The 21,647-nt window shown below is 69.5% G+C and carries 19 protein-coding genes; 16 read left to right on the forward strand and 3 right to left on the reverse strand.

Going from position 1 to position 21,647, the window contains the following annotated elements; translation table 11 throughout:
* Positions 1-156: 156 nt before the first annotated feature.
* The 6 genes from BLT43_RS04695 (at position 157) to pepT (ending at position 7,961) form a co-directional block, all read left to right on the forward strand.
* Positions 157-1,086: a 2-hydroxyacid dehydrogenase gene (locus BLT43_RS04695; protein ID WP_090110554.1), complete on the forward strand. Its 930-nt coding sequence runs from the start codon at positions 157-159 to the stop codon at positions 1,084-1,086.
* A 70-nt stretch (positions 1,087-1,156) separates the two neighbouring features.
* Positions 1,157-2,728, forward strand: coding sequence for an ABC transporter substrate-binding protein (locus BLT43_RS04700; RefSeq protein ID WP_165612540.1), 1,572 nt, complete (start codon positions 1,157-1,159; stop codon positions 2,726-2,728).
* Between the two features lie 39 nt (positions 2,729-2,767).
* Complete coding sequence (locus BLT43_RS04705; RefSeq protein WP_090110557.1) at positions 2,768-3,733, forward strand: ABC transporter permease; 966 nt, start codon at positions 2,768-2,770, stop codon at positions 3,731-3,733.
* A complete protein-coding gene (locus BLT43_RS04710; RefSeq protein WP_090110558.1) occupies positions 3,730-5,664 on the forward strand; it encodes a dipeptide/oligopeptide/nickel ABC transporter permease/ATP-binding protein in 1,935 nt (644 codons plus the stop codon). Before BLT43_RS04705 ends, BLT43_RS04710 begins: the two co-directional genes overlap by 4 nt.
* Positions 5,661-6,695: an ABC transporter ATP-binding protein gene (locus BLT43_RS04715; protein WP_090110560.1), complete on the forward strand. Its 1,035-nt coding sequence runs from the start codon at positions 5,661-5,663 to the stop codon at positions 6,693-6,695. Before BLT43_RS04710 ends, BLT43_RS04715 begins: the two co-directional genes overlap by 4 nt.
* Before the next feature lie 24 nt (positions 6,696-6,719).
* The gene (gene pepT / locus BLT43_RS04720; protein ID WP_242652220.1) at positions 6,720-7,961 is read left to right on the forward strand and encodes a peptidase T; all 1,242 of its coding nucleotides are present in this window, start codon (positions 6,720-6,722) and stop codon (positions 7,959-7,961) included.
* A gap of 73 nt (positions 7,962-8,034) precedes the next feature.
* Here the strand turns inward: pepT and BLT43_RS04725 are convergent, their stop codons facing one another.
* Positions 8,035-8,451 carry a RidA family protein gene (locus BLT43_RS04725; RefSeq protein ID WP_090110564.1) on the reverse strand — a complete coding sequence of 139 codons (417 nt, stop codon included), beginning with the start codon at positions 8,449-8,451 and terminating at the stop codon, positions 8,035-8,037.
* The gene (locus tag BLT43_RS04730; RefSeq protein WP_090110566.1) at positions 8,448-9,659 is read right to left on the reverse strand and encodes a pyridoxal phosphate-dependent aminotransferase; all 1,212 of its coding nucleotides are present in this window, start codon (positions 9,657-9,659) and stop codon (positions 8,448-8,450) included. The genes BLT43_RS04725 and BLT43_RS04730 overlap by 4 nt, the downstream gene beginning before the upstream one ends.
* Positions 9,660-9,756: 97 nt before the next feature.
* Here BLT43_RS04730 and BLT43_RS04735 point away from each other — a divergent pair, with 97 nt between their 5' ends.
* From BLT43_RS04735 to BLT43_RS04775, 9 genes are all read left to right on the forward strand, one after another.
* Positions 9,757-10,632, forward strand: coding sequence for a LysR family transcriptional regulator (locus tag BLT43_RS04735; RefSeq protein WP_090110568.1), 876 nt, complete (start codon positions 9,757-9,759; stop codon positions 10,630-10,632).
* A gap of 314 nt (positions 10,633-10,946) precedes the next feature.
* A complete protein-coding gene (locus BLT43_RS04740; protein ID WP_090110570.1) occupies positions 10,947-12,257 on the forward strand; it encodes an extracellular solute-binding protein in 1,311 nt (436 codons plus the stop codon).
* A 117-nt stretch (positions 12,258-12,374) separates the two neighbouring features.
* The gene (locus tag BLT43_RS04745; protein ID WP_090110572.1) at positions 12,375-13,262 is read left to right on the forward strand and encodes a carbohydrate ABC transporter permease; all 888 of its coding nucleotides are present in this window, start codon (positions 12,375-12,377) and stop codon (positions 13,260-13,262) included.
* A 3-nt stretch (positions 13,263-13,265) separates the two neighbouring features.
* On the forward strand, positions 13,266-14,078 hold the full coding sequence (locus BLT43_RS04750; RefSeq protein ID WP_090110574.1) for a carbohydrate ABC transporter permease: 813 nt from the start codon (positions 13,266-13,268) through the stop codon (positions 14,076-14,078).
* A gap of 9 nt (positions 14,079-14,087) precedes the next feature.
* Positions 14,088-15,146 (forward strand): NAD(P)-dependent oxidoreductase, encoded by a 1,059-nt coding sequence (locus BLT43_RS04755; protein ID WP_090110576.1) that lies wholly within the window; start codon positions 14,088-14,090, stop codon positions 15,144-15,146.
* Between the two features lie 6 nt (positions 15,147-15,152).
* Positions 15,153-16,157: an ABC transporter ATP-binding protein gene (locus tag BLT43_RS04760; protein ID WP_090110578.1), complete on the forward strand. Its 1,005-nt coding sequence runs from the start codon at positions 15,153-15,155 to the stop codon at positions 16,155-16,157.
* Between the two features lie 19 nt (positions 16,158-16,176).
* Entirely contained in the window at positions 16,177-17,211 is a 1,035-nt protein-coding gene (locus BLT43_RS04765; protein WP_165612541.1) for a LacI family DNA-binding transcriptional regulator, read from the forward strand.
* Positions 17,212-17,255: 44 nt separating this feature from the next.
* Complete coding sequence (locus tag BLT43_RS04770; RefSeq protein ID WP_090110581.1) at positions 17,256-18,044, forward strand: ThuA domain-containing protein; 789 nt, start codon at positions 17,256-17,258, stop codon at positions 18,042-18,044.
* 76 nt (positions 18,045-18,120) lie between these two features.
* On the forward strand, positions 18,121-19,242 hold the full coding sequence (locus BLT43_RS04775; protein ID WP_207497415.1) for a Gfo/Idh/MocA family protein: 1,122 nt from the start codon (positions 18,121-18,123) through the stop codon (positions 19,240-19,242).
* Positions 19,243-19,443: 201 nt separating this feature from the next.
* Here the strand turns inward: BLT43_RS04775 and hemN are convergent, their stop codons facing one another.
* Positions 19,444-20,787 carry an oxygen-independent coproporphyrinogen III oxidase gene (hemN, locus tag BLT43_RS04780; protein ID WP_090110585.1) on the reverse strand — a complete coding sequence of 448 codons (1,344 nt, stop codon included), beginning with the start codon at positions 20,785-20,787 and terminating at the stop codon, positions 19,444-19,446.
* 68 nt (positions 20,788-20,855) lie between these two features.
* Here hemN and fnrL point away from each other — a divergent pair, with 68 nt between their 5' ends.
* On the forward strand, positions 20,856-21,590 hold the full coding sequence (fnrL, locus tag BLT43_RS04785) for a transcriptional regulator FnrL (RefSeq protein WP_242652221.1): 735 nt from the start codon (positions 20,856-20,858) through the stop codon (positions 21,588-21,590).
* Positions 21,591-21,647 lie beyond the last annotated feature (57 nt).

Below are 21,647 nucleotides of genomic sequence, written 5' to 3' on the forward strand. Positions count from 1 at the left end.
CCGACCTTGGCCCGGTGGGCGCCACCCCCGTTCAACCGACGGATGCCGCGCGCGGCCACGGTCGCAGGCCTGCAACGGTCTGCATGAGTTTTCTGCAAGGTGTCACCAAGAATTTGGCACATTGTCCCCTTGCCCCGCTTCAATAGCCTCGTTCGCATGACCCAAGACATCCGCATACTCATCGCATCCAAAGGCAACCCGCAGGCGCTGGCCGAAGGGTTCCGCACCGAACTTCCGGGGGCCGCGGTGTTCACCGACCCGGCCGAGGCCGGGGCGGGCCCCGTGCCCTACGTCGTGGCCGGCAAGCCCGATCCGGGCGTCATCGCCGCGGTGCCGGGGGTCGAGCTGATCCTCAGCCTGAACGCCGGGATCGAACACCTGCTGGCGCCGGGCGCGGTGCCCGAGGGGGTGGAGATCGCGCGGCTGGTCGACCCCGCCATGACCGAGGGCATGGCGGACTGGTGCCTGGCCGTGGTGCTGGCCTGGCACCGCAACCTCCACCTCTACCGCGCCGACACCGAATGGACGCGGCGCAGCGAGGTCCTGTCACGCGACCGCGTCGTGACGGTTCTCGGCGCCGGCGCGCTCGGCGGCCGCGTGGCGCGGCTGCTGGCGCAGATCGGCTTCGAGACGCGGGTCTGGAGCCGGTCGGGCCGCGCGGTCGAGGGCGCGCAGAGCTTTGCCGGCCCCGAGGGGCTGGTGCGGGCGACCACCGGCGCGGATGCGGTGGTGAACCTGCTGCCGCTGACGCCCGAGACCGAGAACCTGCTCGACGCGGCGCTGTTCGGCCGGATGGCGCGGGGCGGCTTCGTCGCCAGCGCCGGACGGGGCCAGCACCTGGTCGAGGCCGATCTCTTGGCCGCGCTGGACAGCGGGCAGATCGGCGCCGCCGCGCTGGACGTGTTCCGCGCCGAGCCGCTGCCGCCGGGCGATCCGCTCTGGGCCCATCCCGGCATCCTCGTGACCCCGCACGTCGCCGCCCCCACGCAGGCCGGCTCCGCCGTGCGGATCATGGCCGAGAACATCCGCCGCCACCGGCGCGGCGACCCCATTCCCGAGCGCGTCGATCGCGCGCGGGGGTACTGACCCAACTTCGACGCGAAACAAAAAAGAGATCGAAGACCACCCGACAGGATCGATGAAAGGACCACGTCAGATGAGACTCAGGACCTCCACCATTCTGGCAGCGGCGATCGCGCTGCCTTCCGCCGCGCTGGCCGAAACCGAGCTGGTGATGCCGCAGCAGGATGAGCCGCGCACGCTGTCGCCGGCGCCGTCCTCGGACACCGGCGGCCATGGCCCCACCTCGAACGTCTACAGCCACCTCGTGGTGATGGACTGGGGCATCGTCGACGGCGTCGCCGCCTATGGCGACCTGGCCGACAGCTGGGAGGTCTCGGAGGACGCGACGACCTACACCTTCAACCTGAACACCGACGCCAAGTGGCATGACGGCGAGGACGTGACTTCGGAGGACGTCAAGTTCACCTATGAGCGGATCATGGAGAAGGGCTACACCTTCTCCTCCTTCCTGCGCGACGTGAAGTCGATCGAGACGCCCGACGACGACACCGTGGTCATCACACTCGACAAGCCCAACATGGCCTTCCTGCCGATGATGGCGCAAGGCGCGCAGTGGACCGGCAAGATCTACCCCGAGCATCTCTGGGCCGATCAGGAGGGGTTCGACACCGGGCCCTACGTGAACGAGCCGGTGGGCTCGGGCCCGTTCAAGTTCGTCCGCTGGGATCGCGGCAGCGCCGTGGTGCTCGAGGCGAACGAGGAGTATTTCCGCGGCGCGCCGAACGTGGACAAGCTGATCTTCCGCACCATCCCCGACGCCAATGTCGCGCGGGCCGAGTTCGAGGCGGGCCAGTTCCCCTACCTGCCGTTCAACTACGCCCCGCCGCTGGCCGAGGCGCCGATCTTCGAGGCCGACCCGAACATCAACGTGGTCTACACGCCGTCGCATTTCTCGCGCGACCTGCAGCTCAACCTCAACCACGAGGCGCTGGGCAACCCGAAGGTCCGCGAGGCGATCGCCTACGCGATGGACCGCGAGCAGATGAACAAGCTGGCCTTCAACAACTCTTGGACGCCGGGCTACTACGCCGGGGTCAGCAGCCTGCAGAAATGGGTGAACGAGGACGCCCGCTTCCCCGGGCACGACGCCGAGAAGGCCGAGGCCCTGCTGGACGAGGCCGGCTTCCCGCGCGGCGATGACGGCTGGCGCTTCTCGGTCAAGGTGACCGGGCCGAACATCTCCGACTGCTCCGCGATCACCGAGATCCTCGTGCGCCAGCTGCGCGAGGTCGGCATCGAGGCCGAGCTGGACCGCTTCGACCAGTCGACCTGGTTCAGCCGCATCCAGGACAAGCAGTTCGACATCTCGTGCTATTTCGGCCGCTACGGCCCCGACCCGGACGCCTATCGCGAGCATTTCTCGACCGACGGCGCGCGCAACTTCATGAGCTATTCGGATGCCGAGCTCGACCAGCTGGCCGCCGAGGCCAACACCGTCAGCGACGAGGCGACGCGCAAGGAGATGTATGACCGCATTCAGGAGATCGTGGTGCGCGACATGCCCTACATCAACGTCTTCGAGGAGCAGAAGACCAGCCTCGTGCGCCCCGGCTGGTCCGGCTTCGCGGTCATGCCCGACGGGTTCAACAAGTCCATCAGCTGGTTCGGCGTCTACGGCGTCACCGGCCCGGACGATGCCGGTTAAGCCGGCACCGCAGGCAAGGTAACTGACAGGGCGATCGACATGAGACTTCTCCGCTACTTCCTGTTCCGGGTGCTGCAGATGTTTCCGATCGCCCTGTTCATCGTCGTCATCAACTTCGCGCTGATCCACATGGCGCCCGGCGACGTGTCGATCCTGCTGGCGGGCGAGGGGGCCGACCCGGACTACATGGCCTCGGTCCGCGAGAGCTACGGCCTCGACAAGCCGCTGATCCAGCAGCTCGGGGCCTATATCGGCCAGCTGCTGCAGGGCGATCTGGGCCTGTCGTTCCGCACCCGCGAGCCGGTGATCGACATCATCGCCGAGCGGGTGCCCGCCACGCTGCTGCTGGCGGGAACGGCGCTGGTGCTGGCCTCCGTGCTCGGCGTTCTCGTCGGCACCGTCATGGCGCGCAGGCCGGGCTCGGCGCTCGACGCCGCCGTGACCACGATCTCCATCTCCCTGTTCTCGATCCCGGTGTTCTGGCTGGGGCTGATGCTGATCCTGCTCTTCGCGGTGACGCTGCGCTGGCTGCCCTCGTCGGGGATGATGTCCGTCGCCGGCCCGCGCGAGGGGCTGGCCTACGGCCTCGACGTGGCCCGCCACATGATCCTGCCGGTGCTGTCGCTGACGGCGGTGTGGCTCGGGCAATACGTGCGGCTGTCGCGGTCCTCCGTCTCGGAGACGCTGGCCGAGCCCTATGTCACCACCGCCCGCGCCATCGGCTTTTCCGAGCGCCGGGTGATGACCGGCTTTGCCCTGCGCAACGCGCTCCTGCCGATCGTCACCGTGCTGGGGCTGGAGCTGGGGCTCCTGCTGTCGGGCGCGGTGCTGACCGAGACGGTGTTCAGCTGGCCCGGTCTCGGCCGCCTGATCTACGAGGCGATCCTGTCGCGGGACACGCCCGTCATCATGGGCGCCTTCCTGATCATGTCCTTCACGGTGATGCTGGCCGCGCTGCTGACGGATCTTCTCTACGCAACACTGGACCCCAGGGTGCGCCTGTGAATCCCACCGTCATCAAGACCATCCGCGCCACCGCCCGCAGCTGGACCGGTGTGCTGAGCCTGGCCCTCCTGCTGGTGATCGCGGCGGCCGCGCTGGCCGCGCCGGTGCTGGGGCTGCCCGACCCGGCGGACATGGCGTTCGACCTCTACCAGCCCCCCGGCGCGGCGCATTGGCTCGGCACCGACAATTTCGGACGCGACATCTTCGCGCGGGTGGTCTGGGGCGCGCGGGTGGCGCTGATCGTGGCGATCGGCGCAGCGCTGCTGTCGATCCTGATCGGCTCGGCCTTGGGCGCGGTGGCTGGGTATTTCGGCGGCTGGGTCGACGGGCTGCTGAGCCGGGTGTTCGACATCTTCCTGCTCATCCCGACCTTCTTCCTCATCCTGCTGATCGTCGCGCTGTTCGGCGCCAGCCTGCCGCTCACGATCGTCGCCATCGCGCTGACGACATGGCCGCGCTCGGCCCGGCTGATGCGCTCGCAGGTGCTGACGCTGAAATCGCGGGTCTACGTGCAGGCGGCGCTGGCCGCCGGGGCGCCGCATTGGTGGGTCATCCTGCGCCACGTCATCCCCAACGGCATCGCGCCGATCGTCACCGACGGCACGATCCTGATGGGCATGGCGATCCTGACCGAGGCGGGGCTCAGCTTCCTGGGGCTGGGGGACCAGAACATGGTCAGCTGGGGCAGCATGATCTTCGAAGGCCAGCGCCACCTGCGGCTGGCGCCGTGGATGTCGATCGCGCCGGGCGTGGCGCTGCTGGTGCTGGTGGCCAGCCTGAACCTCTTGGGCGACAGCGTGAACTTCGCCATGAACCCGCAGTTGCGCACCCGCGGCGGCGCGCCGAAGCGGCGCCGGGGCGTGGCACCGCCCGCCGACGAGCCCGCCGCCACCGCCGGGGCGCCGATCCTGCAGGTCACGGACCTGCGGCTGGAATACGCCGCCGGCGACCGCAGGATCGCGGCGGTGGACGGCGTGTCCTTCTCGCTGCCGCGCGGCGGCTCGCTCGGCATCGTGGGCGAAAGCGGCTGCGGCAAGTCGAGCCTCGGCTCGGCGCTGTTGCAGACCATGCCCAACAATGCCGAGCTGACGGGCGGCACGATCCGCTATGACGGCCGCGCCATCGTGCTGGACGGCAAGCCGGTGATCGAGGGCGGGCGCTCGCGCATCGAGGCGCTGCGCTGGACGCGCATGGCGACGATCTTCCAAAGCGCGATGAACGCGCTCAACCCCGTCACCACCGTGCGGCGGCAAATGGTCGACACGCTGCGCCTGCACCGCCCCGGGATGACGCGCGACGAGGCGACCGCCCGCATCGGCGAGGTGTTCGACATGATCGGCATTCCCCGTTCGCGCATGAACGCCTACCCGCACCAGCTCTCGGGCGGGATGCGCCAGAGGGCGATGATCGCGCTGTCGCTGATCCTCGAGCCCGAGCTGGTGATCGCCGACGAGCCGACCACCGCGCTCGACATGCTGATCCAGGACCAGATCCTCGGCGAGATCGCCGATCTGCGCGAGCGTCTGAACCTGTCGCTGATCCTCGTCTCGCACGACATGGGCGCGGTGGCCGAAAGCTGCGAGACGGTGGCGGTGATGTATGCCGGGCGCATCGTCGAGATCGCGCCGACGCGCCGGATCTTCGACCGGCCGGCGCATCCCTATTCGCGCACGCTGATCAGCGCGCTGCCCAGCCTGACCGGCCCGCTGGAGACGCTGGACAGTCTGCCGGCGACCGGATCCGCCGCGGCGGAAGGCGGCTGCCGCTTCGCCCATGCCTGCCCGGCCGCGACGGCGCTGTGCCGCTCGACGCCGCCGCCGGCGGTGCAGCTGGGCGGGAACCATGTCGCGGAATGCCACTATGCCGAGGAGTTCGCCGCCGAACCCGTGGACGCCGCCGAACCCACCGCCACCGAGGAGGCCTGCGCATGAGCCAGCCGATCCTGCAGCTCGACAGCCTGCGCATGGTCTATGCCGACGACACCGGTCTGGTGTCGCGGCTTCTGGGGCGGGCCGACCCGCCGGTGATCGCCGCCGACGACGTGACGCTGGCGCTGCGGCCGGGCGAGACCCTCGCCGTGGTGGGCGAGAGCGGGTCCGGCAAGACCACGGCGGGGCGCATCGCCACGCTGCAGGAACGGCCCACGGCGGGCCGGGTCCTCTACGAGGGGCGGGACGTGACCGGGCTGACCGGCGCGGCGCTGAAGGCGTATCGCGCCAAGGTCCAGATGATCTTCCAGAACCCCTATGACGCGCTGAACCCGCGCCTGACCGTAGGCCAGTCGCTGGCCGAGCCGCTGACCCTGCATGGCCTCGTGCCCCGCGCCGGCCTGCGCGCCGCGGTGCTGGAGATGCTCGAGGCGGTGGAGCTGCGGCCGGCCGAGACCTTCGCCGATGCCTTCCCCTCCGAGCTTTCGGGCGGGCAGCTGCAGCGCATCGCCATCGCGCGGGCGCTGATCATCAAGCCGCGTGTCGTGATCGCGGACGAGCCGGTGTCGATGCTCGACGTCTCGATCCGGTCGGGCGTGATGAACCTGATGCGCGGCATCCAGCGCGACACCGGGGTGACCTACCTCTACATCACCCACGACCTCGCCGTGGCCCGCTACATGGCGGACCGCATCGCCGTGATGTATCTGGGCGCGGTGCTCGAGGAGGGGCCGGCCGAGACGCTGATCTCCGCGGCCGGGCATCCCTACACGCGGCTGCTGATCCGGGCCGCGCCGGAACATCGCGCCACCGCCGTCAAGCGCGACCGCATCCGTCTGCCCGGCGATGCGGCCTCGCAAACCGGCCAGCCCACGGGCTGCCGGTTCCACCCCCGCTGCCCGCTGGCCCAGCCGGTCTGCCGCGAGACGGCGCCGCCGCGCGTGGCGCTGGGCGAAAAGCACGCGGCGTCCTGCCATTTCGCCACCGAGGTACGGCAGAACGGCCTCGCCGCCGCGACCGCCGCCGCCGTCTGATCCACCGCCACCATGAGACCTGCCGTGACCGAACACAGATTTGCCGCCGAGCTCGAGGAGCGCCTGCTGCGCTACACCGCCATCGACAGCCAGAGCGACTCCGGCTCCGACGCCACGCCCAGCACGCCGGCGCAGTTCGACATGCTCAACCTGCTGCTCTCCGAGCTGACGGAGATCGGCGCGGCCGATGTCACCCTGACAGGCTACGGCACGCTGCTGGCCACGATCCCCGGCACGGTGCCGGGGCCGACCATCGCCTTTCTTGCGCATGTCGACACGACCGAGCAGTACAATGCCACCGCCGTGAAGCCGCGCGTGATCCGCCGCTACGACGGCGGCACGATCACCTTTCCGGACGCGCCCGGCCTGGCGCTCTCGCCCGACCACAACGCCTATCTCGGCACCAAGCCCGGATGCGACATCGTGACCGCCTCGGGCACCACCCTGCTCGGCGCTGACGACAAGGCCGGCGTGGCCATCATCATGACGATGGCGCGGCACCTGATCTCGACGCCGGGCCTCGAGCATCCGACCATCCGCATCGCCTTCACCCCCGACGAGGAGATCGGGCGCGGCGTGCATCCCTCGCTGCCGGGCGACCTGAAGGCCGATTTCGGCTACACGCTCGACGGCGGCGAGCTGGGCCGCATCGACTACGATAGCTTTTCCGGCGATACGGCCGAGATCACGGTCACCGGCGTCTCGGTCCACCCCGGAAAGGCCAGGGGCAAGCTGGTCAACGCCATCACGCTGGCGTCGAAGATCGTGGACGCCCTGCCGCAATCCACCATGACGCCGGAGCTGACCGAGCTGCACGAGGGCTTCATCCACGCCACCGAGATGACCGGCAGCGCCGCCGAGATGAAGATCAGGCTGATCCTGCGCGACTTCGAAATGGCCGGCTTGCAGGAGAAGGCCGACATCGTCCGCAAGGTCTGCGACGCGGTGCAGGCCACCGAGTCGCGCGCCACGATCACCTGCGACATCCGCAAGAACTACCGCAACATGCGCTACGTCCTCGACGCGGACATGACCCCGGTGGAGCTGGCGCGCCGCGCGATGGTCGGGCTCGGCATCACGCCGTTCTCGCAGCCGCTGCGCGGCGGCACAGACGGCTCCCGCCTGACCGAGCTGGGCCTGCCCGCCCCGAACCTCTTCACCGGCATGCAGGAGATCCACGGCCCGCTGGAATGGATTTCGGTGCAGGACATGAACGCCGCCGCCGAGGTCTGCGTCGCGATCACGACGGGCGCGGCCCGGGCGTAGTCCGGGCCGTCCCGTCGGGCCGCGGCCGGGGCGTTCCGCCCCGCCGCGCCCGGCCGAACCGGCCCCGCAGCCGTCACACCGCCGCGACGATCTGGATCTCGACGGGCGCCCGTCCCGGCAGGCTCGCGACGCCGACCGCGGCGCGGCTGCACTGCCCCCGCGACCCCAGCCGTCGGCGCAGATGGGCCGAGGCGATGTCGGCGACCTTGCTGTGCTCGGCAAAGCCCTCTTCGGCTGCGACATAGACCGTCATCGTCAGGATGGCGGCGAGCGTCTCGCCGGGCTCCAGCTTCGCCTCCGCCGCCGCGAGCGCATTGGCGCAGGCAAGCGTGACGGCCGCCTCGAAGGATTCTATTTCCCCGGCCCGGATCGGGCCGGTCATGATCATCCGGCCATCCTTGCGCGGCGTCATACCGGCGGTGTGGATCAATCCACCATGCCGCGTGGCGGCGACGTAGTCGCCTTGCGGGATCGGCTGCGCGCCGCTCATCCCCGGTACTCCTCGACGAGCAGGGCGAGCCGCTTCACCGCCGCCACCGCCGCGGCGTGGTCCTGCGAGAAGTTCAGCCGGATGTTGCGCGCCGCATGCGGGCTGAACTCGGTGCCCGGCGTGACCGTGACCCCCGCCCGTTCGCGCAGGACGGTAACGAAGTTCTCGGGCGAAATCGACAGGGGCGGGAGCTCGGGGAAGAGGTAGCTTCCGGCGCCGGGCAGGCGCACGCGGCACCCCGGGATGGCACCGAACAGCGCCACGAGATCGTCCCGGATCGCCTGGTGGGCGGCGATGCGGTGCTTCATCCAGCCCTCCGGCTCGGCGAACCAGCCGCGCAGCACGGCCTGCGCATAGCCTGCCGCCCTGAGCGACACGATGGCCTGCAGCTTCTCCATCCGGTCGATGATCTCGGCCCCGCCGAACGCCACGCCAAGGCGATAGCCCGAGAGCGACTCGGTCTTGGACGGTCCCATGATGGTGACGACGTTCTCGGGGGCGATGTCCTGCGCGCGCAGATGGGTGTAGGGCACGTCGGGATAGCGCAGCCGCGCGTAGAGCTGATCGACGATGACGGTGGCGTCGAAACGGGCGGCGAGGGCGGCGATCTGCGCGATTTCGCGCTCGGAATAGACCACGCCGGCCGGGTTGTTCGGGTTGGAGAACAGGAACACCCGGGCGCCGGCGCGAAACGCGTCCTCGAGCTGGCCGAGGTCCAGCCCGGCGCTGTCTGTCACCTCCGCATGGCGCATCTGCACGGGGAGCATCTCGGCCTCGAGAAACTCCACCAGCTTGCGATTGGCGAAGTAGTCCGGCTGCACGATGGCCACCTTGTCGCCGGCCGAGACCGTGGCCGCGACGGCCAGGAACAGCGCGCCTTGCGTGCCGGGCGTGATGATCAGCCCGTCCTGCGGATCGACCGGCGCGCCGGTGAACCGGGCCAAGTGCCCCGCCAGCGTCTCTCGGATCGCCGCCGCGCCGCGATACTCGGTATAGGCCTGCGCGCCGCCGGTCTCGACCGCCTCTGCGAAGGCTTCGAAGGCGCCGGGGGAGGGCGGATGCGCGTCGACATCGCCGTGCGAGAAATCCACCGGCTGCCCCGGCAGGGGCTCGTGCCGCGTCCGTTCCGGTGCGGTCGGGGCCAGCCGCACTTCCTGCCCGGGCGCATGGCGCGTGCCCAGCTTCTCGAACTTGGTCCTGATGGTCATGAAAAATGCCTCTCGCGATGGTCGATCGCACCCTAGGGCCCGGCTGGATGCAGGAAAAACTGGTGTTTCGACGATCAGAAGATAGAAATTCCATCTTATGGACAGCCGGTATCTGGAAACCTTCATCATGGTGGCCGAGTGCGGCTCGATCGCCGAGGCCGCGCGGCGGCTCAACCTGACGCCCGCCGCGCTGGCGCAGCGGCTGCGCGCGCTGGAGGCCGATATCGGGCAATCGCTGGTCGTCCGGTCGGGGCGCACGGTCCAGCCGACCGCCGCGGGGCTGGCGATCCTCGACCGCGCGCGGATGCTGGTGGCCGGCACGCGCGACCTGCGCGCGATCGCGGGGCAGGGCCGGCCCGCGGGGCAGTTGCGGCTGGGGGCGACGGCCACGGCGATGACCGGCATCCTGCCGGGCGTCATCGCGGATCTGAGCGCGCGGCACCCGGCGATCGAATACTTCGTGCAGCCCGGCGCGTCGGTCGATCTCTACCACCGCCTGATCGAGGAGCATCTCGACGCCGCGATCCTGGTCGAGCCGAACTTCCCGCTGCCCAAGAGCGTCGACTGGCTGGCGATGCGCCACGAGCCTCTGGTCCTTCTCGCGCCGGCGGAACGGGCCGGCGAAACGCTCGCGGATCTGGTCTCGGGCGCGCGGTTCATCCGCTACGACCGCAACCAGTGGGGCGGGCAGATCGTCGACAGGTATCTGCGCGAGAACGGGCTGCAGGTTCGCGAGTGGCTCGAACTCGACGCGCTCGACGCCATCGCCGCCATGGTGGACCGGGGGCTCGGGTTCTCGATCGTGCCGGATTGGGGCGCCCCGTGGCCCGAAGGTCTGCGGGTGGAGAAGACCGTTCTCGAGGGCTGCGAGGCCCGCAGGACCGGCGTGCTCTGGCGCCGTTCCACGGCCCGGCTCGCGGCCGTGGAGGCCTTCGTTGACTCCTGCCGTCAGGTGGCCGTCCCGGTCAGCTGATCGGCGCCTCGCGCCGATCTCACTCGTCCTTCTCCGCGTCGTGACAGAACGCGCCGCGAGGCGGGCGCGCAGCCTGGTCGGGGCGCGGGCGAGGGCCTGCCGGGCGTCTAGAAAGCGGCCCGATCAGGCAGGACCGAAGCGCTTTTCATCCGCAGACGCCGGCCTCCGGGCACCGCCTGCAGCGTGTGGCACATCTTGGGCGCGACCGGCGATCACCGCCTGAGTTGAGCAATGTAACCGTATACTTTTCTGATGTTACCGGTTACATTTTGATTCGTTCGGCAGGTTTGGCGCCGAGTTGGAGGGAGGAACTGATGAAGATGTTCAACAAGCTGATGCTTTCAGTTGCGCTCGGATCGGCGGCGGCCGGTGCCGCGGCGGCGCAGACGGAAGTCGTCATCTGGGTCGGTGGGGAGCCCGGGGAGACGACCATCTACGAGACGCTCGCAGACGAACTCAGCGCCGCGAACCCGGATGTCGTCTACACCGTGGTGACCAACACGTCCGACGTCTTCAACCCGGCGCTCGTGCCCGCGCTCTCGGCCGGCGAGGGGCCCGACCTCTTCACCTTCGGGACCGGCCCGGGGCAGCCCGCCGCCCTGATCGACGGCGGCCTCGTCGCCGATCTGACGCCCTACTACTACGAGCATGGCTGGGACGAGGTCATCCCCGAAGGGGTCCTGATGCAGACCTCGAAGGACGGCAAGCTCTGGGCGCTCGGCAACGAGGTCGAGTCGACCGGGATCTTCTACAACAAGGCGATCTTCGAGGAGGTCGGCATCGCCGTGCCCCGGACATGGGCGGAGATGCAGGCCGCGGTGGCCGCGCTGAAGGAGGCGGGCTACGACACGCCGATCGGGCTCGGCGCCGCCGACAAGTGGTCGATCTCGCATTGGCAGTCCATGATGTTCGGCCGCTACGCCGGGCCGGAGGGCATCGAGAACGTCCTCTTCGCGGACGGGAAATGGACGGACGCCCCCTTCGTGGCGGCCAGCGACCGGCTGCAGCAGATGGGCTCGGACGGCTGGTTCGGCCCCAACCCGGTCGCGATCAACTATGCCGAGATGATGGACAGCTTCTGGGCGGGCGACCTGCCGATGACCTTCACCGGTCCGTGGGTGATCAATGGCGGCATCGACGCCGCCGGCGACCGCGCCGGCCAGTACGGCGTCTTCCAGGCCCCGCCCTTCGAGGAGGGGCAGGAGATCGTGCCGACCGAGTCGATCGGCAACGGCTGGTACATCCGCAGCAATTCCGAGCACAAGGACGAGGCCGTCGCCTATCTCAACGCGCTCTTCATGACCACCGAGGGGCGCACCAAGCTGCTGACGGGCGGGATGGTGCCGGTCGGGCCCCTGGGCGAGGCATCGCAGAACGCGCAGATCCCCGAGATGCGGGCCGAGCTCAACGCGAGCGTCGACCGGTACCGGGACAACGGGACCGTGCCCGCCTTCCTCGACACCATCACCCCGGGCCGCCTGACCAACGTGGCCTATGACGGTCTGCAGGCGCTTCTGCTCGATGCGATGTCGCCCGAGGAGTTCACGCAGGAGCTCCAGTCGGCCTGGGAGAAGGCCAAGGAGGATGGCGAGGCGATGGAGCAGGGCGGGGTGGCGCCCCGGTAGGGCGCGCCCGATCGGGCGTTGCCTGCGCGGCCCCCGGCGGCGCAGGCAACGCCTCCCGCCGCGGGGCCGGCATGAAGACCGCGCTCCGCATCCGCAGAACCGTGAATGGGCTCAAGAATGTTCAGTGACACATCCTCGCGGCTGTCGAAGGTGCTGGCGCCCCTGCTTTTCCTGCTTCCGGCGCTCGCGATCTACCTGACCTTCGCGATCTATCCGACCCTGTCCGTCGTCCAGTACTCCTTCCACGACTGGGACGGCATCAGCCCGGACATGGAATGGGTGGGCCTCGGCAACTACCTCGAAATGTTCGACGACCGGATCTTCTGGGAGGCCTTCCGCAACACCTTCGCCTGGTCGGCCTTCATCATCGTGATCAATGTCGGTCTGGGGCTCGTCATCGCGGCGATGCTGTCGCGGGTCTGGCGCGCGCGGCTGATCCTGCAGACCGCCATCGTCCTGCCGGTCGTGCTGGCGCCGGTCACGGTGGCGACGATCTGGCGCTGGATGTACCAGCCCGACGGCGTCATCAACGAGGCGTTCAGGGGCGTGGGCCTCGAGGCCCTGGCGACCCCCTGGCTCGGCAGCCCCGACGTCGTGCTGTTCGCGCTGGCCTTCGCCCATTCCTGGTCGACCATCGGCCTGAGCGTCATCATCTTCCTGGCTGGCCTGCAGGCCGTGGACGAGGATCTCTACGACGCCGCGAAGGTGGATGGCGCCACCACGTTGCAGGCGTTCCGGCACGTGACCATGCCGGCGCTGCGGCCGGTGACGGCGGTGGTCTTCATCCTGACGCTGACCGCGTCCTTCAAGGTGTTCGACATCATCTGGGCCACCACGCAGGGCGGGCCGATCCGGTCGAGCGAGCTGCTGTCCACCTACATGTACAAGCGCGGCGCGCTCGAGAACAACTACGGCTACGGCGCGGCGATCGGCGTGGCGCTCCTCGTGATCGTGAGCCTGGCGACGATCATCTACATGCAGATCCAAGAGAAGAAGGACGCGTAACGGATGTTCGCTCGCTACCTGCTTCTGCTCGTGCTCACGGTCATCGCCGTGCTGATGAGCGCCCCGTCGATCATGACGGTCTTCACCTCGCTCAAGCCGGCCACCGAACTGGGCGACCCGGCCTGGTTTCCGCCGCTGGCGCCGACCTTCGAGCATTACGTCCGGGTCTGGACCGAGGGCGGCTTCGGCAAGTATTTCGGAAACACCGTCCTGATCTCGGCGATCGATGCGGTCGTCATGATCTTCATCGCCTCGATGGCCGCCTATGCGATGGTGTTCATCGACTTCCCCGGAAAGCTGCTGCTCAAGTTCGTCTTCCTGCTCGGGCTGATGATCCCGGTCACCGCGATCATCCTGCCGCTCTACTCGACGGTGCGCAGCTTCGGCCTGATCAACTCGCATCTCGGCGTCATCCTCGCGGACCTGGCGCTGGCCGTGTCGGTCTTCGTGTTCATGTTCACCTCCTACTTCGTCGGCATCCCGAAGGCGCTGCACGAAGCCGCGCGGATCGACGGCGCGAGCGAGTTCCAGATCTACCGCCGGGTCGTCCTGCCGATCTCCGCGCCCGTCATCGTCACGACCGGCCTGCTGGAGTTCATGTGGAGCTGGAACGACCTGCTCCTGCGGTTGCTGCTCCTGCCGCGCGAGGACATGCGCACGCTTTCGGTCGGCCTTCTGAACTTCCAGGGCACGCAGACGCGCGACATCACGGCGCTGTCGGCGGGCACGGTCATCATGGCCGTCCCGGTGGTCGCCCTCTTCCTGATCTTTCAACGCCACTTCGTCCGGGGCATGACCTCCGGCGCCGTCAAATAAGGGCCCGCAATGAAGCCGCTTCTCATCATGGACCAGCATTTCAGGCAGCTCGAAGAGCTCTTCAGCCCCGAATGCTATGCCCGCCTGACCGAACTTTGCGATGTCGCGGGCGGGGTGAACTGGCCGATGGCGCAGTCCGAGATCGACGACAGGCTCGCCGAGGCGACCTTCCTGGTCGCGGCGCATCCCCGGCTTTCGGCGGAGCAGCTCGACCGGGCCGGGAATCTCAAGGCGATCATCGAGGTCGCGGGCACCTTCCGGACCGGGCTCGACTACAAGGCCTGCTTCGAGCGCGGCATCGAGGTCCTGTCCTGCGCGCCCGGCTTCCGGCACTCCGTCGCCGAGATGACGCTGGGCATGATGATCGCCGGCGGGCGCGGACTGGTGCAGGAGCACGAGGCCTTCCGCGAGGGGCACGAGCGCTGGCTCGACGACAATCTCGGCCGCGACTTCAGCCTCTACGGCCAGGAGATCGGCTTCGTCGGCTACGGCATGATCGCGCGCGAATGCGCGCGTCTACTCGAACCCTTCGCCTCCCGCATCCGCGCCTTCGACCCGTGGCTCGAACGCGCGGGCGAGCGGCCCGAGGGCGTCGCGCTCTGCGATCTCGACGAGCTCGTCACGCAAAGCCGCTGCATAGTCGTCGCCGCCGCGCCGACCGACGAGAACTACAAGCTGATCAGCGCCGATCTCGTCGCCCGGATGCGCCCGGGCACGCTGGTCGTGGTGATCAGCCGGTCGCATCTGGTGGATTACGACGCCCTCGTCGCGGCCGCCTCCGAGCGGCGGATCCGGCTCGCGATCGACGTCTTCCCGCAGGAGCCGCTGCCGCGGGACGACGCGATCCGCTCGGTGCCGAACGTGATCCTGTCGCCGCATCGTGCCGCGGCCGTCCAGGGCGGGCGGCATCCGATCGGCGAGATGATCGTGCACGACGTCGAAGGCATCGTTGCGGGGCGGGAGGGCCGCATGCTGCAGGCCGCCGACCCGGCCTCGATCGACAGAATTCTCGAGGCCCCGCTGGCCGAGCAGAGAGCGGCCCGGCGGGCCGACGTGGCGAAAGGTTGAGGATCCATGGCCAATCTTGAACTGAAGAACGTCCACAAGTCCTACGGCGCGGTCGAGGTGCTGAAGGACATCAACCTGTCGATCCGGGACGGGGAGTTCGTCGTCTTCGTCGGCCCGTCGGGCTGCGGCAAGTCGACCTTGCTGCGGATGATCGCCGGGCTGGAGGACATCACCTCGGGCGAGCTGCGCATCGACGGCGCGCTCAGCAACAAGCTGACGCCCAAGCAGCGCAACATCGCGATGGTGTTCCAGTCCTACGCGCTCTACCCGCAGATGACCGTGGCCGAGAACATGGGCTTCAGCCTCAGCCTCGAGAAGACGCCCAAGGCCGAGATCAGCAGGAAGGTCATGGCCGCGGCGGAGGCGCTGAAGCTCGAGCCGCTGCTCGAGCGCAAGCCGGGCCAGCTCTCGGGCGGCCAGCGCCAGCGGGTGGCGATCGGGCGGGCGATCGTGCGCAGCCCGCGGCTGTTCCTGCTCGACGAGCCGCTCTCCAACCTCGACGCGGCGCTGCGCTCGGAGACCCGCGTGGAGATCAGCGAACTGCACCAGCGGCTCGCGACGACGATGATCTACGTCACCCACGACCAGGTCGAGGCGATGACCATGGCGGACCGGATCGTGGTGCTGAACGGCGGCCGAATCGAGCAGGTCGGCTCGCCGATGGAGCTCTACAACAACCCGGCCTCAGAGTTCGTGGCGAGCTTCATCGGCTCGCCCAAGATGAACCTGATCTCGGGCGGGGCCGCGCGGGCCTTCGGCGCCGAGACGGTCGGTATCCGGCCCGAGCACATGATCATCAACGTCGACGACCCGACTTGGCAGGCCAAGGTCACGCTGGTCGAACGGCTGGGCCACAACACGATCGTCTATGCGCGCGTGCCCGAGATCGGGCTTTTCACGGTCAGCCTCGACGGCCAGCATGACTTCGATCTCGGTGCGACGGTCGGTCTGGCCCCGCGGGTCGACCGCATCCACCGGTTCGACGCGGCCGGCGCACCGATCGGACGTTGAACAGCACGGCGGAGAAGCGATGACTGAGACCCACAAGCGACCCACCGTTCGGGATGTCGCCCGAGCCGCCGGCGTCTCGGTCGCGACGGTGTCGCGCGCGCTGTCGCGGCCCGACGAGGTCAAGAAGTCGACGCGCGACCACATCCTCGCCGTCGTGCGCGAGACGGGCTACACCACCAACCAGATGGCGGTGGATTTCCGCACCGGCCGCAGCCGCACCCTGATGGTCCTGGTCTCGGACATCAGCAACCCGTTCTATGCCGAGTTCTTCAAGGGCATCGAGGTGCACGCGCGGGGCCGCGGCTACACGCTGCTGATCGGCGACACCTCGGAGAACGCGGACACCGAGCTCGTCTATTCGGGGATGCTCGGCTCCAACAAGGCCGACGGCGTGCTGCTCAACACCTCCGAAATGCCGCAAGGCATGATCGCGCAGACGCAGGAGCAGGACGGCACCGGCAAGCCCGTGGTCGCCTGCACGACGATCAGGGAGGCGCGGGTGCCCACGGTCCGGATCGACAACGACCTGGGCGGCGCGATCGCCGCGACGCATCTGCTCGAGCAGGGGCACAGGAACCTGCTGCAGGTCTGCGGTCCGCTGCAGCACGACGCCATCCACCGCCGCTTCAGGGGCTTCGACCAGGTGCTCGAGACAGCCGGGCTGGGCCGGGCCCGGACCATCCGCTCCGACGGCAATCTCAGCATCGATTACGGCCGCCGGGCGGCGAACGAGATCGCGCAAATGCCGGACCGCCCGACGGGCGTGTTCGTCCACAACGACGAGGCCGCCATCGGCCTGCTGCACGAGTTCTCGCGGCTCGGCATCTCGGTCCCGGGCGAGATCTCGGTCGTGGGCTATGACGATCTGTCCTTCGCCTCGACGACCACGCCGGGGCTGACCACCGTGCGGCATTCGCGCCGCAAGTGGGGCAGCATGGCCTGCGACCGCCTGATCGACCTGATCGAAGGCACCAACACGGCGGTGGACGAGCAGGTGATCCAGCCGGTGCTGATCACCCGCGAGAGCACCGCGCGGCCGCGAAGCCCGGATTGACCGGCTCCGTCCCGAAGCCTCAGCCAAGATAGGAAACCCGACAGATGACCAAGATCAGAGCCCTCGTCTGGGGCGAGAACGTCCATGAGAGAACCAACGAGGTCGTGGCCGGGATCTACCCGGACGGCATGCATGCCTGCATCGCGGAGGCGCTCAACGCCTCGGACCGCATCTCGGCCGGCACGGCCACGCTGCAGGAGGACGAGCATGGCCTCACGGTCGAGCGGCTGGCCGAGACCGACGTGCTGCTCTGGTGGGGGCATTGCGCGCATGGCGAGGTCTCCGACGAGATCGTCGAGCGGGTCGCGACGGCGGTGCATGGCGGCATGGGGCTGATCGCGCTGCACTCGGCGCATTTCTCCAAGATCTTCAAGCGGCTGATGGGCACCCCCTGCAACCTGAAATGGCGCGAGGCCGGAGAGCGCGAGCGGCTCTGGGTCACCGCGCCCCGGCATCCCATCGTGCGCGGGCTGCCCGATCATTTCGAGCTTGCCTCCGAGGAGATGTATGGCGAGCCCTTCGGCATTCCCGAACCGCTCGAGACCGTGCTGATCGGGTGGTTCCAGGGCGGCGAGGTTTTCCGCTCCGGGGTCACCTATCGCCGGGGCGTGGGCAACGTCTTCTACTTCCAGCCCGGGCACGAGACCTACCCGACCTATCACGACGAGAACGTGCGGCAGGTGCTGCGCAACGCCGTGGAATGGGCGCACAACCCGGCGGCCCGGATCGCGGATCCGGACGCCGCGCCCAACGTGCCGGTGGAGGAGGCGCCCGAGAAGATCGAGGCCCGCGGACCGCGCCTGCACGGCGAAGGCGAAGCCGGATACCGCTAGGCGCCGAACCGGAGCGCCGCCGGCGCGGGGCCACGCCCCGCCCGGGCCGCGAATGACCGAGCAGGAGGGACAAGACATGGAACATCAACCAAGAATTCGCCTCGGGATGGTCGGTGGCGGGGCCGATGCCTTCATCGGGGCCGTGCACCGGATCGCCGCCCGGATCGACGACAGGTACGACCTCGTCGCGGGCGCGCTGTCCTCCACCCCCGAGCGGGCTCTGGCCTCGGGCCGCAGGATCGGGCTCGCGCCGGACCGGATCTACGCGGACTACGCCGAGATGGCCCGCGTCGAGGCCGCGCGCGAGGACGGCATCGAGGCCGTGGCCGTGGTGACGCCCAACCACCTGCATTTCGCCGTGGCGAAGGCGTTTCTCGAGCAGGGCATCCACGTGATCTGCGACAAGCCGATGACGTCGACGCTGGAAGACGCCGAAACCCTGCGCGGGCTGGTCGAAAGCTCCGGCGTCCGGCTGATGCTCACGCACAACTACTCGGCTTATCCGATGGTCCGCGAAGCCCGGCGTCTGGTCGCCGAAGGGGCCTTGGGCGAGATCCGCGTCGTCAACGTGGAATACGCGCAGGATTGGCTGGCCGGCGCGGCCGAGAGCAAGCAGTCGAAGTGGCGGCTGGATCCCGAGCAGGCGGGCCGGGGCGGCGCGATCGCCGACATCGGGACGCATGCCCTGCATCTCGCGAGCTTCGTGAGCGGCCTCGAGCCAACCTCCCTGAGCGCCGATCTCCACAGCTTCGGCGCCGGGCGGCGCGTGGACGACAACGCCCACATCATGCTGCGCTACCCGAACGGCGCGCGGGGGCTTCTCTGGGTCAGCCAGGTGGCTGTCGGCAACGAAAATGCCCTGCGGCTGCGGGTCTACGGCACCCGCGGGTCGATCGAGTTCGACCAGGAGGCGCCGAACCGGATCTGGTTCACGCCGATCGGCGAGCCGAGGCGCCTGCTGACGCGGGGCGGGGCGGGCTTCGCGGGCGCGGCCCGCATCCCGGCCGGCCATCCCGAGGGTTTCCTCGAAGCCTTCGCCAGCCTCTATGCCGAGTTCGCCGACGACCTCCGGTCGCCCGACGCGCCCCGCGCCCCGATCCCGGGGGTGCGGGACGGGGTGGCCGGGCTGCGGTTCATCCAGGCCGCGCTCGACTCCTCCGGGCGCGACGGGGCCTGGGTCGCGCTCGACCCGGCCTGAGCGGTCCGAGCGGGGCCGGGCCGCGCGGCGAGCGCCCCGTGGCCCGGCCCGTCCGGCATTCCATTGCGGCGACCGATGGCCGGGAAATGCGTCGCGCTTTCCGGCCCCCGGCTCGTCTCCGGAGGCCTGAAGGCGGCCCCGCGGGGCCGGCCGGCCGGGCGTTTCGAATCGATCCCGCACCGACCGGCGCCTGCGCCCGGATCAGCTGGCCATGCTGTAGCGGCCCGCGCTGTCCTCGTATTCGGTGTCGAAGACCGAGGCGAGCAGCCGCCAGTATTCGCGCGACCCGGCCTGCAGGACGGGGCCGTCGAGCCGCGCGATGCCAGGGAACTCCTCGATGGCCCGCCGCGCCAGGGGCAGGGTGCGCTCCAGCATGTCCGGGTCGTCCTGCCCCCCGCGCAGATCGACCCGGCCCTCGCACATGATCCTCTCGATGATGAAGGCGATGGCCCGGTCCGTCTTCGACATGACATGCCCCCGCGCGGTGGCGAGCGTCGCGCCGGCGAGGCGGTCCTGCCACGCGCCGGTGGCCGCCTGGTTCTGGGCGTAGCCCTGCGGGAAGCGCGAGATGGCCGAGGGGCCGAGGCCGATCAGCCGTTCGGTGGCGTCCGTGGTGTAGCCCTGGAAGTTGCGATGCAGCCGCCCGGACCGTTCGGCCTGCGCGAGGCTGTCGCCGGCCAGCGCGTAATGGTCGATGCCGATCTCCACGTAGCCATTGGCCAGAAGCGCGTCGCGCGCCAGCGCCGACAGGCCGAGCCGCTCGGTCGCGTCGGGCAGGGTGCTTTCGGAGATGAGCCTCTGCCTGCGCGCCATCCACGGCACATGCGCGTAGCCGTAGAGCGCGATCCGGTCGGGCCGCATCTCGAGAACCTGCCGCAGCGTGTCGGCGAGCTTCGCCTCGGTCTGGTGCGGCAGGCCGTAGAGCAGGTCGAAGTTGATCCCGCCGACGCCCCGCTCGCGCAGCCCCTCGACGATGCGCGCCGTGCGGGCCGCGCTCTGGTGGCGGCCGATGGCCGACTGCACCTCGCGGTCGAAATCCTGCACGCCGATCGAGGCGCGGGTGAGCCCGATCTCCATCAGCTTGTCGAGCCGGGCGCCGTCGCATTCGCAGGGGTCGATCTCGACCGAGACCTCGCGCCCCGGATGCGCCGGGAAGGCGTCCTCCACCATCGCGGCGAGGCGGTCCATGCGATCGGGCGACAGCAGGGTGGGGGTGCCGCCGCCCAGATGCAGCGCGGTCGTCGCGACGTCGCGGGGCAGGCGGTCCCGCACCAGCCCGATCTCGATGGCGAGATGGTCGAGATAGCGGTCGATCGGCTCGTCGCTGCGCGCGCCCTGCGTCCGGCAGGCGCAGAACCAGCAGAGCCGCCGGCAGAACGGCACGTGGATGTAGAGCGACACCGGCGCGCCCGGCGGCGTGGCGCCGAGCCACTGCGCCATCTGGTCGGGGCCGACCTCGGGGCCGAAGCGGTTGGCGGGCGGAAAGCTCGTGTAGCGGGGCACGCGGGCTTCGAGGAGGCGGGTCTTGAGGGGATCATGGGTCATGCGGGCAATTTGTCGCCGGCAGCCGGGCCGGCATTGATGCAGATCAATCCCGCCGTTATGGGTCGAACATGACCATGCAGCCCCATATCCCGGCCTGCGGCAATTGCCCGATCCGCCACAACGCCGTCTGCGCCGAATGCGATGCCGACGAACTGGCCGTGCTGGAACGCGCCAAGAGCTACCGCCAGGTGCCCGCCGGCACCTCGCTCGCCTCGGCGGGCGAGCCGCTGCACTATCTCAGCTCGATCGTCACCGGCAGCGCCACCATGTCGCGCACGCTCGAGGACGGGCGGCGGCAGATGGTCGGCCTGCTGCTGCCGTCGGACTTCATCGGCCGCCCCGGCCGCAGCGCCTCGGCCTATGACGTGGTGGCGCTGAGCGACGTCACGCTGTGCCGATTCGAGCGCCGCACCTTCGAGCGGCTGGTGCGCGAGACGCCGCATATCGCGACGCGGCTGCTGACCATGACGCTCGACGAGCTGGACGCGGCGCGCGACTGGACGGTGGTGCTGGGCCGGATGACCGCGCGCGAGCGGCTGGCCGCCTTCCTCGTCAGCCTCGCGCGGCGCCGGGCGCGCAGCGGCGCGGGGGCGGGCCGGGCGCTGACGCTGCAGCTGCCGCTGTCGCGCGAGGCCATGGCCGACCATCTCGGCCTGACCATCGAGACCACCAGCCGGCAGGTCACGGCGCTGCGCAAGGACGGGCTGATCGAGACGCCCTCGCTGCGCGAGATCCGCATCCCCGATCTCGAGCGCCTGGCGCTCGAGGCCGGCGACGACGCCGATGGCGGCATCCTGTCCTGAACCGGGCCCGCGCGCCGCATGAGCCGAGGCCGGGGCGCATTGTCGCACCGGGCTGAC

The organism is Limimaricola pyoseonensis, from assembly GCF_900102015.1.
In the GTDB taxonomy this organism is placed as follows: Bacteria; Pseudomonadota; Alphaproteobacteria; order Rhodobacterales; family Rhodobacteraceae; genus Limimaricola; species Limimaricola pyoseonensis.